Genomic DNA, 15056 nt, shown 5'->3' with positions numbered 1-15056 from the left:
CATGACCTCGACGATCGAACCTCAGGGCGCGGCCACGGCGGCCCCGCGCGGGGCGCTGCGGCGTCCGGCGGACCTGGCGCGGAACATCGACGTATCCGGGCTCGTCGACGCTGAGGGCGGGCTGCTGGATCGCGTCATCTTCACCAACGAGGAGCTGTACCGCCAGGAGCTGCGCCGCGTCTTCGCGCCGAGCTGGCTGTTCCTCGCGCACACCGACCAGTTCCACAAGCCCGGCGACTTCTTCACGACGTACATGGGCGAGGACCCGGTCATCGTGACGTTGGACCGTGACCGGCGTATCCGCGCCTACCTCAATTCCTGCCGGCACCGGGGTGCCCGCGTCTGCCGCGCCGACTTCGGCACCACCCGCAACTTCACCTGCACCTACCACGGCTGGTCGTACAACCTGGACGGTTCGCTGGTCAGCGTGCCCAACAAGGACGGCTACCCGGAGTCCTTCGAGACGGGGCAGTGGGGCCTTGTCGAGGTGCCGTACGTGCAGACGTACCACGGGCTGGTCTTCGGCACCTGGAATCCGGACCCGATCCCGCTGCGGGAGTCGCTCGGCGACATGGCCTGGTACATGGACGCGATGCTCGACCACGACGACGAGGGGACGGTCGTCGTCGGCGGAGTCCACAAGTGGGTCCTGGAAGGCAACTGGAAGCTGGCCGCCGAGCAGTTCGCCACCGACTGGTACCACGTCAACATGAGCCACGCCTCGGCGCTCATGGTCCTCTCGCCGTCCGGCAAGAAACCCAAGGACGAGGTCGTGCACCGCACCGGCCGCCAGTACGTGGACCCGAACGGGCACGGCGCCGGCTTCCCGGTCCATCCCAAGAACCGCTTCGACGCCCAGACCGTGCACGAGTGGACGGACTACGACGCGCTGCGGGAGCGGCTCGGCGAGGCCCGCGTCGAGGGACCGCTGACCAACGGACACGCCACCGTCTTCCCCAACTTCTCCTACCTCCCCGTCAACGGATCCATCCGGATCTGGCACCCCAAGGGCCCCGACCGCATGGAGGTATGGGCCTGGACCATCGTCGACAAGTCCATGCCCGAAGAGGTCCGCGAGGCCCAACGCCTGTACAACCTGCGGACGTTCGGACCCAGCGGCATCTTCGAGCAGGACGACGGTGAGAACTGGAGCGAGGTGCAGGCCATCTCGCACGGCTTCATCACAGGCGGCGTCGCTCTCAACTACCAGATGGGCATGGGCAGCGAACGCGAGGACGGCCGCCACCCCGGCAGGACCAGCGAGCTCTACAGCGACGCCGCCGGCCGGGCCTTCTACGCACGCTGGCGCGAACTGATGAACACGCCCGCCTGGCACGAGGAGCACCACGCATGAGCAACGGCAGCGGTATTCGAGTAGCGGCCCTGGCCGACATCCCCCAGGGCGAGGGCATCGCCATCGACAAGGCGGTCACCGGCACCGCCGACGACATCGCCCTGCTGCGCGACACCGACGACAGTGTCTACGCGCTCGACGACACCTGTACGCACGAGGACGCCTCACTGGCCGATGGCTGGGTGGAGGGCGGATTCGTCGAATGCCCGCTGCACTCCAGCAAGTTCTGCCTGAAGAACGGCGAGGTCCAGGGCCTGCCCGCGACAAAGAACGCCTGCCCGCACCGCGTCGAGGTCCGTGACGGCGAGGTCTACCTCTTCCCGGGAGAGTCGCCGTGACCGAGCGTGTCGTCATCGTCGGCGGCGGCATCGCCGGCGTCGGCACTGCCGCCTCGCTGCGAGCGGGCGGCTTCGACGGTGATGTCACCCTCGTCGATTCCGGGGACTTCCCCTACGACCGTCCCCCGCTGTCGAAGGACTTCCTGACCGGCACGAAGGACGTCAAGGAGATCGCCCTCCAGCCTCCCCGGTGGTACGACGACCAGCGGGTACGGCTGATCAACCGGACGACGGTGACCGCGCTGAGGCCAGGGGACGGCGCCGTCGAGCTCGGCGACGGGCACCTGCTTCCCGCCGACCGTGTCGTGCTCGCGACGGGCGGTGCCGCCGCCCGTCTCCCGATTCCGGGTATCGGTGGCGAGCGCGTGCATGTCCTGCGCACGGCGGACGACGCCGACCGGTTGCGCCCGGCTCTCGCTCCCGGTGCCAGAGTGCTGGTCGTCGGCGCCGGGTTGATCGGTGCCGAGGTCGCCTCCACCGCCGTACGTCTCGGTTGCGAGGTCGTCCTCGTCGACCCGGTCGCCGTGCCGCTGGCCGCCGCGCTCGGCCCGGAGCTGGCCGCCTGGCTGCACGCACTGCACACCCGCCACCGGGTCACAGCCGTACAGGCCGCCGTGGAGTCCTTTGTCGACCGGCCCGAGGGCATCGAGGTCGGGCTCGGCGGAGTCACACGGCTCTTCGACGCGGTGGTGCTCGGCGTCGGCATGGTGCCGTGCACCGAGCTGGCGCAGGCGGCCGGGCTGGAGGTGGACCGCGGCATCGTCGTCGACGAGCGTCACGTCACCTCGAACCCGGCGGTGCTCGCCGTCGGCGACCCTGCCCGTATGCGCGGAGTGCCCCGCACCGAGCACTGGGAAGCAGCCCAGCACGACGGTGCCAGGGCAGCGGCGACCCTCCTCGGCGCCCCGGAACCGGCGCCTGCCGCGCCCTGGTTCTGGACGGACCGGCACGGACTCCACATCGAGGCCGTCGGGCACATGGAGGCAGCCGCGCAGACCGTCCTCAGGGGCTCCTACGACGACCCGTCCTTCTCCGTCTTCGGTCTGAGGGACGGGCTGGTCGTCGCGGCCGCCTCGGTCGACGACCCGGCCGCCGTCAGAGCCGCTCGCCGGCTGATCGACCGCCGTGTCCGCGTCACCGCCGACCGGCTGGCCGACCCGGCCGTGAACCTGCGCGGCCTGCTGCGCGGCTGATGTGCCGCCTGACGGCACAGGCCGTTTCACCCGGGTCCGAGAAAGGATCGAATGACACCGTGAGCACAGGCACCGAGCAGATCCGGTCACGCGCGGGGGCACGCGCCGACCGTGACACCCACTTCGAGGTCGAGCAGTTCTACTACGAGGAGGCCGCCCTCCTCGACGACGGCCGCTACGCCGACTGGCTCGACCTGCTCGCCGACGACCTCGACTACTGGATGCCCACCCGCAGCAACCGGCTGCGCCGGCAGCAGGCGCTGTCCGTGGCCGCACGGGGCGAGGCGGCCTTCTACGACGAGAGCAAGGAGAGCCTCGCCTGGCGCATCCGCCGGTTCGACTCCGGGATGGCCTGGGCCGAGGACCCGCCCTCCCGGACCCGGCATCTGATCACCAACGTGATGGTCAGCCACATCGACCCCGCCGAGCACGAAGGATTCACCGAGGACGACCTGTGGGTGCGCTCGGCTTTTCTCGTCTACCGCAACCGGCTGGAGCGGGAGGAGAACGTCTTCGCCGGCGGCCGCACGGACATCGTGCGGCGCGTCGAGGACGGCGGGCTTCGAGTGGCCCGCCGGACCATCCTCCTGGACCAGAACATCCTCCAGGCGAAGAACATCTCGACCTTTTTCTGATGGGACATTGCTGTGACCGACCTCGAACTGAAACACCACCGAGTAGCCACGTCCCTCGGGGAGATCGCCGTCACTGAAACCGGCGAGGGACCCGTGCTGGTGATGCTGCACGGCGGCGGCCCCGGCGCCTCCGGCGTCAGCAACTACCGTCAGAACCTCCCCGCCCTGGCCCGGCACTTCCGCGTCGTCCTGCCCGACCAGCCCGGCTTCGGCGCCAGTTACCGTCCCAGTGAGGCGGACCTGGAGGCGCGGTCCATCACCGAGATCACCACGGACGCGCTGTACCAAACCCTCGACTCGCTCGGCATCGACACCTTCCACCTGCTGGGCAACAGCCTCGGCGGCGCCGCAGCCCTCGCCATGGCCCAGCAGCGCCCGGAGCGTGTCTCCCGGCTCGTGCTGATGGCCCCTGGCGGTGGATGGCTCCCCTTCGGCCCGACTCCCACGGAGGGGCAGAAGGAGATGTTCCGCTACTACAACGGCGGCGGACCGAGCGAGAAGAAGATGGCGGCGTTCATCCGCGCCATGGTCTTCGATCACAGGCAGTTCGGTGAGGACGTCGTCCGTGCCCGTTACGAGGCCTCGCTCGACGAAAGCCACATCGCCTTCTACCACCACTACAACGCGGCCTTCGGCAAGCGGGGTGGCATGGATCCCCTGTGGCGGGACCTGCACAAGATCAAGGCGCCCACGCTGCTGCTCTGGGGCCGCGACGACCGGACCATCACCCTCGAAGGTGCCCAGCTCATGCTCAAGCAGATCCGTGACGTGCAGCTGCACGTGTTCGGGCGGTGCGGCCACTGGGTCCAGCTGGAGCGGCAGCCCGAGTTCGACGCGCTGGTCACCGGCTTCCTCCGGGAGCGGTCATGACGAGCGGCTGGCTGGAGGGTGAGGCGGCTCTGATCACCGGGGGCGGGTCGGGCATCGGTCGTGCCGTCGCCGAGCGCTTCCTCGCCGAGGGAGCGTCGGTCACGATTCTGGGCCGCGACAAGAATCGGCTGGACGAGGTCGTACGCGATGCCGCCGACCCGTCGCGCATCCACGCCGTCGTGGCCGATGTGCGCGACTCCGGGAGTCTGCACGTCGCCGTCGCCGAGGCCGTCGACCGCTTCGGAAAGCTCGACACCCTCGTGGCGAACGCGGGAGTATGGGACTACCAGCGACAGCTCACCCGGCTCAGCGGCCAGGAACTGAACACGGCGTTCGACGAGATCTTCGCCGTCAACGTCAAGGGCTACGTCCTCGCGGCGGAGGCCGCGTGGCGCGAGCTGGTCAAGACACGCGGAAGCATCGTCATGACCCTCTCCAACGCCTCCTTCTACGTCAACGGCGGCGGACCCCTCTACACGGCGAGCAAGCACGCCTGCCTGGGCCTGATGCGCGAACTCGCCTACGAGCTGGCACCCAAGGTCCGCGTCAACGGCGTGGCCTGCGGCGGCATGAACACCGACTTGCGAGGGCCACAGGGACTGGGGCTGGCCGACCGGTCGATCTCGGCGTCCTTCGCCAAGCAGGGCCCGGACACCCCGCCGCCGCCCATCCCGCTGCACGACTCCAGCACCGATCCGCGTGACTTCACCGGGCCCTATGTGCTGCTCGCCTCCCGTGCCCAGAGCGGTCCGATCACCGGGCACGCGATCAACGTCGACGGCGGCATAGGCGTACGCGGATTCGCCAGTGCCGCCGGCGGCGACCACCTCTGACGCCTGTTCTCCTGCGCTCGATTTCCGACGCTCAACGAGGAGCCGCTCGTGATCCCGCCATCAGCCACGACACCGCACCCACGCAACTCGGGCCTGCACGTCGACCTCAACCCGGCCGCCGCCGTCGCGCACAACGCCCGTTACCAGGGCGGCTGTGTCGTCATCCGTTATCCGGGCGGTGACCTCACCTACGCCGAACTCGATGACAAGGCCGCCCGCCTGGCCACCGTCCTCGCAGACGGCGGCATCGGCGACGGAGACCGGGTCGCCCACCTCGGCCTCAACAGCAGCTCCTTTCTCGTCACGCTGCTCGCCGCGCACCGGCTGGGGGCCGTCTTCGTCCCGGTCAACTTCCGGCTGGCCGAGGCCGAGTTGGAGGCTGTGCTCGTCCGAAGCGGCGCCACCGCCCTCGTCTGCGAAGAGGGACACCGGGAAAGCGTCGACAACGTGCGCGACAGGACCACCCTCGCGCGTTTCCTCCTGGTGGACGACGACTGCGAGGTGCCGACCGCGGGCGCATCGGGCTGGGAGCCATGGGCACCCCGCATCACAGCCGCTGCTCCCACGGCTTCCATCGCCGTCAAGGGTGCCGACGACCCGGCGATCCTGATGTTCACCTCCGGCACCACCGGCACGCCCAAGGGTGTCGTCCTCACCCATGGAAACGTCTGGTGGAACTCCGTGAATGTCGAGCTCCGTCTCGACACACGTCGTGGCGACGTCACCTATGCCGCCGCTCCGCTGTTCCACGTCGGCGCCCTGAACAGCTTCGTGCTCCGCACGCTGGTGCGTGGGGGCACGGTGGTGATCAGACGCGGGTTCGACCCGCAGACGTGTCTCGAAGACCTGGTCACCCACCGGGTCAACTCCATGTTCGGCGTCGCCCAGATGTTCGCCGCCCTGGCGAGACAACCCGGCCTGTTCGACGAGGACCTGAGCCACCTGCGGTCGATCGTGGTCGCGGGCGCGCCGGTGCCGCCCTCGCTCATCGAGCTCTACGCCAAGCACGGCGTGCTGCTCCAGCAGGCGTGGGGTCTGACCGAGACCGCACCGTTCGCCACCCATCTGCCTGTCGAGCGCACCCTTGACAAGATCGGTTCCGCGGGCATCCCCATGCCGTTCACCGAAGTCCGGGTTGTCGATGCGGCCAGCAACACGCCCCTCCAGCCCGGGGAGCCGGGAGAGATCGTCGTCCGCGGCCCCAACGTCACCGCCGGCTACTGGAACACCCCGGAGGCGAACCGCGCGGCCTTCGACGAGGAGGGCTGGTTCCACTCGGGCGACATCGGCTACCTCGACGAGGACGGTTACCTGTATATCGTCGACCGGCTCAAGGACATGATCATCAGCGGGGGTGAGAACGTCTACCCGGCGGAGGTCGAGCGGGTGCTGGCCTCCATGCCGGGTGTGGTCGATGTCGCCGTCGTGGGGATTCCCGACGAACAGTGGGGCGAGACCGTACAGGCCGTCGTGAGTGTGGACGACACGGCGGCGATCACCCTGGAGGCTGTACACGAGTACGCGGCCGGACAGCTCGCCCGCTACAAGCTGCCCCGACGCCTGAAGATCGTGCCGGCTGTCCCCAGGAACGCCTCCGGAAAGCTGGACAAGGCCGGCGTCCGGCGTCTGGCTGACGAGGGGAACTGACGATGCTCACCGTGCCGGCCCTGCCCGCGCTCGACGTCCCCGGTCCCTGGCAGACCACCGTGGAGTCGTGGACGCGCTTCACGGGCAGTTTGCGCCTGCGCGGCCCGAGCGGCGAGGCCGTCGTCGGAGTGGAACGCTGCGCGGCCGGCCGGCTCCGCGACGCCTATCCGGTCGGTGCCCGGGATGTGGAACTTCTGATCGACACCGGCCTGCGAGCCGAGACCCTGCCGGAAATCCTCCGGCCACTGGTGCGTGCCGTCCGGGCAGCGGATCCCGGCTGCCGCCGGGTGGTCTATGCCGTGACGGAGGGCGACCGGGCTGGTGTCGAGGCCGCGGAGGCGACCGGCTTCCGGTACGCCGTCGATGTCGATCTCCAGGACGAGCAGCTGAGCCTGCTTGTGGTCGAACCCGACTGGGTCACCGTCACGGACATGGATCTGGATCACGTACCGGGAACCTGACGAGCCGGGACTCGGCTCTGCATCGGCCGATCCCGCAGTTGACCGTTCGTCAGCTGGAGCGCTGCGTCGTCGACCTCACTCTCCGCGGCGTGCAGATCGGCACTAGGGGGTGTTTCGAAAGTCCTGTGCGGTGCCCGCGGTGTCCGGTGCGTGCTCTCGGCGTGCCGGACGAAAGCTCTCGTACTGGATGTACTTGGGCTTTCGGCTGGTGCGGCGAGAGTGCGTGCCGGGCGCCGTGGGTGCTGTGCGGGACTTTCGAAACACCCCCTAGGGCAGGAGAGCGGGAACTGGACCACCAGGCGCTGGCCGACTTCTGGGCGGCCGCCGAAGAGTTCGGCACGCTGGTGATCATCCGCCCATGGGGGTGCACGCCGGGCGAGCGTCCCGTCGCCCACTACCTGGCCAATAACCGTCGGTAATCCGGTGGAGACCGCCATCGCTCTTTCCCGCATCGTGTTCTCCGGACTGCTGGACCGCCACCCGGCCCTCGACATCTGCTCGGTGCACAGGGCGGCTATCTGCCTGCCTACCTGGGCCGGTCGGGCCACGCGCGGCATGTGCGCCCGAGGCGCGCAGCTGCGAACACGCGCCCAGTCCTGGGAGTGCCCGACCGTGTCGAGGCGGCAGATCTCAACGCAGCCTCGACGGCCGCGATCATCAGCAGCGACGCCACACGCCTGCTCCAGCGGGCCGCCGGTTCTCGGCCGCCCGGGGGCAGGGCAGACGGGTGACGGTGCTCGTGAATTCTTCCCACCTGCGATCACGCGGTTCTCCGGGTGGTCGCGGAACCGTCCCCGTGCGACTGATCATCGCTCCCCGACATGGGCCAACTGCGTGATGGCGCAGTCCAGTTCGTCCGCAGCACCAGGGGCGGCGACGGGCGAGGTGGCGAAGTCCACTCCCGAGCAGTGACACGGCACTTGGCCCGTACGGGTTTACGGTGCCGGCTGCGGATTCAGGTGTGTGGCGAAGAAGGCTTCGATGCGCCGCCATGCGTCGGCGGCGGCTTCGGGGTCCGGGCCGAACCCGGTGACGCGGAACAGCGGTTGCAGCACGCGCGGCCCGAACTGTGCATCGTTGAGGAAGGCGTGGCCCGCCGGCTCGGGGTACTCCTTGACATCGTGGATGACGCCGAGGCGGTCGAGGGCGGTCTCCAGCTTGGCCGCGGCGCCCTTTCCGACCACGGGGTCGCGACGGCCGTAGCTGCCGACGACGGGGCAGGCTCCGACCAGGACCTTGTCGGGATCCTCGGGCAGCCTGCCGTAGTTGGCGGAGACCGCATCATAGTCTCCGCTGCCCGCAGTCATCAGGGCGAAGGCTCCGCCCATGCAGAAGCCGATGATCCCGATCCTGCCGGTGCAGTCCGGGTCCTCGGCCAGGGCCGCCCGGGCTGCCGCTATGTCCTGGTAGGCGGGCCCCTGGCCGGAGGTCGCGGCCCGCATGGTCGAGACCAGGCAGCGCCGTATTCCTCCGTCGGTGTACAGGTTGGGCATCAGGGTCAAGTATCCGGCGCGGGCGAGACGTTCGGCGTGGCGGCGCATATTGGCCTCCACCCCGAACATCTCGTGTACGACGACGACGCCCGGCCACGGACCCGGTCCGTCGGGGCGGCTGAGGTAGCCGGTCAGACGTCGGGAGCCGCCGGTGGGTGCACTCCGGGGGCTCAGGTCGATGGGGGTGGTCATGGGCACGGTGTCCTCCAAGACGGAACAACGGGCGAGCGGGGGTGGGCAGGAGAAGCGACAGCCTGCTGAAGGGGAATCCACGCCCCGGCTTCAGAATCGGGGAACAGCAGGTGTCGGGAGTCCAGAAACGTTGCCCGGGAACGTGGCACCGGCCCGGGCGACGGTCGTCGTCGAGGAGGCCGGTGAGGCTGGCGGAGCGAGGTTTCGGTACGCATGGTCACGGGTCGTCAGGTGCCCCGGGGAGTACGGGGCGTGAGCACCCCCCCTTCACGGAGGTCGAGTGTGCAAGAGCCGTGGCTTCCCAGGTCGAAGACCAGTACCGGGCTGACGAGGTCCGAAGGGCCTGGGCGGGTCGGGCGGGTTGGGCGCGTTGGGCGCGTTGGGCGTTCCACGGGACGGTCCCGCGACTGCGCGGGCGGCACGGCCGCCGGTCAGTGTGCCGCCAGACCGTCGAGGAGGAGGTCCAGCTTGGCGCGCAGGGCCGGCAACAGCGGGACGGGCGCGCTGTCATCCTGGTGGGCCTGCAACCAGCGGTGAACGGTGTCGGTGTAGCACGCGGACAAGGCCTCCGCGACAGTCTGCGCCGGGATCGAGCGTCGGAACTCGCCGGCCTCCTGCCCTTGTTGGACAGCATCGCGGAAGGTGTCAATGACGGGAAAGGGGCTCTCGAAGGTGCCCAGTTCGCTCAGCCAGCCGAGCGTGATCACCCGGGCCATCCGCGCGTCCTGCTCGTTCGCCTCCGCCAAGGCCTCCAGTTGCAGCTCGAGCCGGCGCCGTGCGGGCCCCTTCCGGGCATCGTCCTCGGCTAGTCGGGCGGTCACCAGCGCGCGCCGATCGGCCACCCAGGCTTCCAACATGTCCCGCTTGCGCGGGAAATGATTGAAGACGGTCCGGCGCGCCAGGTCTGCACGCTCGGCGATCTGATCGACAGAGGTCCCGGTGTAGCCCTGCTCGGTGAACAGCTCCAGGGCCGCGTCCAGAATCCGGGCGCGTATCTGCCGGCGCTGCCGCTCTCTGCGGCCGACCGGTTCCGACGCTGTCGGCGCCGGGGAGTGCGGAACAGGTGCGGGCGATCGAGTCACATGCCTTCCTTACGTCACGTGTGGTCCTGCGGGATGCGACCAAGGATGTCGCCCCCATCGCATGCGTGCACCAACAATCCCTTGGCGCACTCTTGATGCACCGTTGCGTCAAGGTAGCCGTTCGCCGTGCGTGCGAATCACGCGCAGGTCGCGCGTCACAGGGGCCGTGCCTCTCCAGTCGTGATGCCCAAGAGTGCCTCCGCGGTGCCGTGGGCGATCTGCTCCCGGACCTCGGTTGGCAGGTCGAGCTGCTGGATCCAGTCGGTGGCGCGCTTGTCGTCGGAGAAGGGGTAGTCGACGGAGAAGATGATCCGGTCGTCGCCGAATACCTCCCGGGTCAGCTGGAACGGGCCGTCGAAGAAGTAGCCGCTGGTCGTGACCCAGAAGTTGTGCCGGAAGTACGCGCTGACCGGTTTGGCGAGGCGGTCGGCCTGCCGCGCGAACATGTCGTCGATCCGCCCCAGGTGGAAGGGGATGCCCTCGCCGAGGTGGCCCATGATGATCTTGAGTCCTGGTCAGCGATCGAAGACGCCGGCCACGATCAGACGCAGCGCGTGGAGAGACGTCTCGTAGCGCCAGCCATAACCCTCCGGTCCTGAGTACCAGCCCCAACTCCGGGTCCAGGCCCGAGTAGTACGCATCGGCCACCTGTTGAGGGGGTATGGCGGGGTGCAGGTACAGAGGCACGTCGAGTCGCGCCGCGGTCTCAAGGATCGGGTGGAAGTCCGGGTGGTCGAGGAACCGTCCCCTAGTAGTGCCGTTGATCATCGCCCCGACAAAGCCCAGCTGGCTGGCGGTGCGCTCCAGTTCGGCTGCGGCCTCATCCGGAGTGCTGACGGGCAGGGAGGCGAAGGCGGCAAACCTGTCCGGGCGGGCGGCGACGGTTTCGTACAGGGTGTCGTTGAGTGTGCGGGCGAGCTCCGGTGGCGCTTCCTGCACCGCCGCCGCCACGAAGGAGAGCACCTGGACGTCGATACCGGCAGCGTCCATCCGCTCCAGCCGGACGTCCGTGTCCACGAGCTTGTCGTACTGCGCAGGTGGCAACCACGAGACGTCCATGCCTGTGGCGGCGAGGAGGTTCGGGGACGCGAAATGCTCTTCGATGGCGACGATACGCATGCTTTCTCCTAGGGATGTGATGAGAACAAACGCGGCGTAGCGGGCGTGTGGGGTTGACGGTGGCGGTGGCCGACGCCTGCGGCACCTGTGAGAACAGGTGGCGCGGGCCGTCGTCGAGGACCGGTATTCACCTCAACGTCGTGAGCCCCGATGAGGCAGGTGTCCAGTAGGCGGCGTCCCGGCAGTACGGCGTCGACGTCCGCGGCATCCTGCTGGAGGGCGTCAGGCGGCTGCCGAGGCGAGCAGTGCAGCGAGGTGCGCCGCTCGGCGAGTCCGGTCAGCGTCAGTGGATGGACGTCATGGCCGGTGCCGCGCAGTGCGCGGGTGACGTCCCGCCACAGCCAGGCACCCAGGCCCACGCCCGGTACCAGTACGAAGGCCGTCATGGTCTTCTCCGTCAGGGTGCGATGCCGTGCAAGGGGGTGTGTGAGGCGTGCCGTGCCCACGCCTGGGACGCGGCGGCGGTGACGCGGCGGGCCGGGCCGCTCAGCCGCCGCGTGTCGATACGGCCGTGCCGGCCGGCCACCGACGGCGCCGCAACCGCCCGTCACGGTCCAGCCCGGGCACGGCGACACAGACCAGACCCGGCTGGTGCTCCTCGTCGTCGAACGCCACGCCCGTGGGCCGAATCCGGTCCAACTCGGCGGACAACTCGTCGGGGTCGGTGATGTGCGGTCGGTGAACCGCCGCAGCGGCTGGCCCATCGCCCGCTCGGCCTGCGGCCCGTACACCGCCTGGCCCAGATGATGCAGGCGTCCACCGAGCCGGTATCCCGTGCCGTGGCGCTCCACCACGCCGTACCGTACGTTCCAGCATCCCTGGCACCTGGTACGCGGTGGTCTTGCTCAGCCGCGCCCGCCGGGCCAGCTCACTGACCCCCGCCCCGCCACCGGACCCCTCACCCAGCGCCACGAGCAAACTGACGGCCTTGTCGACGGCGGCCCGGTCATCGCGTGCGCTGTCGGCGAGGATGACGGTCATGGGGTTCACCTCAGCTCGAGTGAGTGGCGTCACTTTCAGTTGACCGCCCCGAAACCTCTACCGGACCTGGTCGCGGAGCCACTGCAGGCTCCAGGGGACGATCTCCTGGGCCTTCTGCATGGCACAGTGGGTGGCGTTCGGGACGAGCCGGACGACGGTGTTCGGGCGGGACTCGAGCGGCCTGGAGTCGTCGGCCGGGACGTGCTGGTCCTGGTCTCCGTTGACGTACAGCAGCGGCACGGGGTCGCTGCCCCAGTCGTCCAGGAGCCCTTGCGTACGCAGCGAGAAGGCGGCCATGGCGGACTGGAGCTCGGTGAGGCTCGGCTCGGCGTCCAGCCGCAGGGAGTTGCCGAAGATGCCGGGCATGCCGAAGCGGAGCCGGGCGGCCGCCTCGGGGGTGAAGGCGGTGTCGATGAGCCCGCCGATACTCACCGCGGCGTCGACCATCCCGCGCAAAGCCAGCTTGATCGTCCAGTGCCCACCGAAGCTGAAGCCGACCGTGCCCACCTTGCGCGCCTCGGGAAAGCGGCGGCGCAGCCAGCCGAGGACGTCGCCGACGTACAGCTCTCCGTCGGGTCCGTTGGCGACCGGGGACTCCCCGGTGCCGGCCATGTCGACGGTGGCCACCCGCGCGCCGACCAGACGAGCCGTAGCGAGCGCGGTGGCGTGCACCTCGACCTTCCAGGTGTCCACGCCGCTGAAGACCAGCACGATCGGGGCGTCCGCAGGCAGATCCTCGGGGACGTAGAGGTGAATGGGGACCTGCACGCTCTCGCCGCGGAAGTCCACGTCGATCACGTGGCGCTCGAAGGGCACCGCGAAGCCCGACGAGGCCTCCAGGAAGGTGCGCAGGTGGTTCTCGTAAGCGCGGGCGTGCGCCGCGTTGTCGCCGAGAACCGGGAACTTGGCGATCCCATACAGGTGGCTGGCCTTCAGGAGGTCACCCTCCTTCTCGGCCTGCTCGGCCAGCAGGGACCACTCGTGCGCCCAGCCCCCCGGGCCCTCGGCCCACAGGTCGCTGATGCGACGGGACATCTCCTCCAGGACAGCGTCCTCGGTACCCCCGAACCGCCACTGCGGGGCACGCTCCTCGATCAACTCGGCGGGGTCGACGTGGAAAGTGAACGGCATGATGCGCCCTCCAGACGGTGAAACGGTGGAGCGGTCCATGTGCGCCCCACCCCTCCGATTATGCACTGCAATGCAGCAATGCACCATTGGTACATCTAAAGAAGCGCCCAGTCGCCCGCATCAGGCATCTCGTCGAGTGACGCGCGCGAACGACCGGAAGATGTGGTCGGCGTCCAGGTGGGCGGCATCGCGCACCACCGTGGCCAGCGCGGGGAATCGGCCGGTGGCGAAGGCTCGCTCCAGACAGGGACCGAGTGAGGCATGCCAACGCTTCTCGTCCGTCCCGGTGGCCCGCTCGGCACGCCGCTCGGCGATCTCCCGACGCACCGCGCCGATCGCGTACGCGTTGACTGCGGCGACAACCGGCATGATGGCGTCCACGTCGACGTCGCCAGTGCGGCCACCACGGTCTCCCCACTGGCCAGCGTGTGCGGCCCGAGCTGGGGTTGGCCACCCAGTAGATCGGCGAGCCATTCGCGCTCGTGAGCGGCGTGCCGAGTGGCTTCGGCACGAGACCGGAGCACCTCCGTCAGCCGTCTCCGACCGGCCGGATCTCGGCGTGGACGGCGTCGACCATGAGGTCGAGCAACTCCTCCTTACTGGCGATGCAGGCGAACGCAGCACGTCGGCGATGTGGTCCCACAAGAGGTCGCGCAGCCACCGCTGGGTGATGCAGGTCAGGTCGACGTAGCTGGAGCGGTGGGGGAAGCGCACCCCGAAGTGCTCGGTCTCGATGTAGCCGACATCCCGGGTGTCGGAGGGGGTGAAGTAGATCTTCCGCAGGGCCTGTTGCATCTCCTGGACCATGCGCTGGTGGTAGGCGCGGCGGAAGACGGACGCATCCAGGCCGGCCAGGGACGCCACGTCGCGGCGCTGGCACTCGTTCGTGCAGTCCCTGGAGCGAGGGCTGGCCGTCATCCGTGCGTTCAGCGCCGACACGCCCACGATGACCCTCTCGGAGGTCGCCAGGACCACCGGCATGAGCCGTGCCACCGTACGACGCTTCCTGCTGACATTCGCCGACCTGGGATACATGGCCACGGACGGCCGCCACTTCCGCCTCACACCCCGGGTCCTGGAGCTGGGCTACGCCTACCTGTCCAGCATGTCCCTGGCGGAGATCGCCCAGCCCCACCTGGAGCAACTGGTCGCCGAGGTCCGTGAGTCCTCGTCAATGGCGGTGCTCGACGGCGAGGACGTGGTGTACGTCAGCCGGGTACCCACCCGGCGGATCATGACGGTCTCCATCAGTATCGGGACCCGCTTCCCCGCCCATGCCACCTCCCTCGGCCGGGTCCTGCTAGCCCACCTCGACGAGACCCAGCTGCGGCACTACCTGGACACCGCGGCCTTAGAGCCACTAACCCCCGACACCATCACCTCCAAGGAGGCACTCGCCGCCGAACTGGAACAAGTGCGGGCACAGGGCTGGTGTCTGGTGGACCAGCAACTGGAACAGGGCCTCATAGCGATCGGCGTACCCATCCGGAACGAGGCACGACGTGTGGTGGCAGGCATCAACCTCGCCACCCACGTCAGCTGGCGAACGCCGGACTCGATACGCCACGATCTGCTGCCGCCGCTCCTGGCCACCGCCGCCAACATCGAGGCCGAGCTGAAAGTCCTCGGCTAAGGGCTCGCAGAGAATCAACATGCGGGTTTGGTCTTCATCGGGGGCTGGCTGCCGTACTTGTCGAGGTGGGCGGCCACGTCCGTCGGGGTGCGGA

The 15056-nt window shown here is 69.1% G+C and carries 15 protein-coding genes and 1 pseudogene; 9 read left to right on the top strand and 7 right to left on the bottom strand.

Going from position 1 to position 15056, the window contains the following annotated elements; all coding sequences use genetic code 11:
- Nucleotide 1: 1 nt before the first annotated feature.
- Genes ACWD3C_RS42845 through ACWD3C_RS42810 form a run of 8 tightly spaced genes read left to right on the top strand, consistent with a single transcriptional unit; the run spans nt 2 to nt 7331 of the window.
- On the top strand, nt 2-1354 hold the full coding sequence (locus ACWD3C_RS42845) for an SRPBCC family protein (RefSeq protein WP_451153220.1): 1353 nt from the start codon (nt 2-4) through the stop codon (nt 1352-1354).
- Nucleotides 1351-1692, top strand: coding sequence for a non-heme iron oxygenase ferredoxin subunit (locus ACWD3C_RS42840; RefSeq protein ID WP_451153218.1), 342 nt, complete (start codon nt 1351-1353; stop codon nt 1690-1692). The genes ACWD3C_RS42845 and ACWD3C_RS42840 overlap by 4 nt, the downstream gene beginning before the upstream one ends.
- The gene (locus tag ACWD3C_RS42835) at nt 1689-2885 is read left to right on the top strand and encodes an NAD(P)/FAD-dependent oxidoreductase (RefSeq protein WP_451153216.1); all 1197 of its coding nucleotides are present in this window, start codon (nt 1689-1691) and stop codon (nt 2883-2885) included. The genes ACWD3C_RS42840 and ACWD3C_RS42835 overlap by 4 nt, the downstream gene beginning before the upstream one ends.
- A 59-nt stretch (nt 2886-2944) precedes the next feature.
- Entirely contained in the window at nt 2945-3520 is a 576-nt protein-coding gene (locus tag ACWD3C_RS42830; RefSeq protein ID WP_451153214.1) for a 3-phenylpropionate/cinnamic acid dioxygenase subunit beta, read from the top strand.
- A gap of 12 nt (nt 3521-3532) precedes the next feature.
- Nucleotides 3533-4390, top strand: a complete 858-nt coding sequence (locus ACWD3C_RS42825; protein WP_451153212.1) for an alpha/beta fold hydrolase — start codon at nt 3533-3535, stop codon at nt 4388-4390.
- Nucleotides 4387-5223, top strand: a complete 837-nt coding sequence (hcaB, locus tag ACWD3C_RS42820) for a 3-(cis-5,6-dihydroxycyclohexa-1,3-dien-1-yl)propanoate dehydrogenase (RefSeq protein ID WP_451153210.1) — start codon at nt 4387-4389, stop codon at nt 5221-5223. The genes ACWD3C_RS42825 and hcaB overlap by 4 nt, the downstream gene beginning before the upstream one ends.
- Before the next feature lie 48 nt (nt 5224-5271).
- A complete protein-coding gene (locus ACWD3C_RS42815; RefSeq protein WP_451153208.1) occupies nt 5272-6870 on the top strand; it encodes an acyl-CoA synthetase in 1599 nt (532 codons plus the stop codon).
- A gap of 2 nt (nt 6871-6872) precedes the next feature.
- Nucleotides 6873-7331, top strand: a complete 459-nt coding sequence (locus ACWD3C_RS42810; RefSeq protein WP_451153206.1) for a hypothetical protein — start codon at nt 6873-6875, stop codon at nt 7329-7331.
- A gap of 935 nt (nt 7332-8266) precedes the next feature.
- On the opposite strand, the gene ACWD3C_RS42805 is transcribed toward ACWD3C_RS42810, so the two are convergent.
- The 7 genes and pseudogenes from ACWD3C_RS42805 to ACWD3C_RS42775 form a co-directional block, all read right to left on the bottom strand.
- Nucleotides 8267-9016: a dienelactone hydrolase family protein gene (locus tag ACWD3C_RS42805; protein ID WP_451153204.1), complete on the bottom strand. Its 750-nt coding sequence runs from the start codon at nt 9014-9016 to the stop codon at nt 8267-8269.
- 431 nt (nt 9017-9447) lie between these two features.
- Nucleotides 9448-10098 carry a TetR/AcrR family transcriptional regulator gene (locus ACWD3C_RS42800; RefSeq protein ID WP_451153202.1) on the bottom strand — a complete coding sequence of 217 codons (651 nt, stop codon included), beginning with the start codon at nt 10096-10098 and terminating at the stop codon, nt 9448-9450.
- A gap of 155 nt (nt 10099-10253) precedes the next feature.
- Nucleotides 10254-11088 (bottom strand): annotated as a pseudogene (locus ACWD3C_RS42795) (amidohydrolase family protein).
- A gap of 137 nt (nt 11089-11225) precedes the next feature.
- A complete protein-coding gene (locus ACWD3C_RS42790; protein ID WP_451153200.1) occupies nt 11226-11603 on the bottom strand; it encodes a hypothetical protein in 378 nt (125 codons plus the stop codon).
- A gap of 100 nt (nt 11604-11703) precedes the next feature.
- Entirely contained in the window at nt 11704-12198 is a 495-nt protein-coding gene (locus ACWD3C_RS42785) for an IclR family transcriptional regulator domain-containing protein (protein WP_451153198.1), read from the bottom strand.
- Nucleotides 12199-12255: 57 nt separating this feature from the next.
- Nucleotides 12256-13329, bottom strand: a complete 1074-nt coding sequence (locus ACWD3C_RS42780) for an alpha/beta fold hydrolase (protein ID WP_451153196.1) — start codon at nt 13327-13329, stop codon at nt 12256-12258.
- A 120-nt stretch (nt 13330-13449) separates the two neighbouring features.
- Complete coding sequence (locus ACWD3C_RS42775) at nt 13450-14310, bottom strand: hypothetical protein (RefSeq protein ID WP_451153250.1); 861 nt, start codon at nt 14308-14310, stop codon at nt 13450-13452.
- On the opposite strand from ACWD3C_RS42775, the gene ACWD3C_RS42770 reads away from it, so the two are divergent.
- The gene (locus ACWD3C_RS42770) at nt 14216-14962 is read left to right on the top strand and encodes an IclR family transcriptional regulator domain-containing protein (protein WP_451153194.1); all 747 of its coding nucleotides are present in this window, start codon (nt 14216-14218) and stop codon (nt 14960-14962) included. The genes ACWD3C_RS42775 and ACWD3C_RS42770 overlap by 95 nt on opposite strands.
- Nucleotides 14963-15056 lie beyond the last annotated feature (94 nt).

The organism is Streptomyces sp. NPDC002845 (assembly GCF_053591955.1).
Note: the sequence above shows the minus strand (reverse complement) of the source record. Positions and strands in the feature narration are given on the sequence as shown.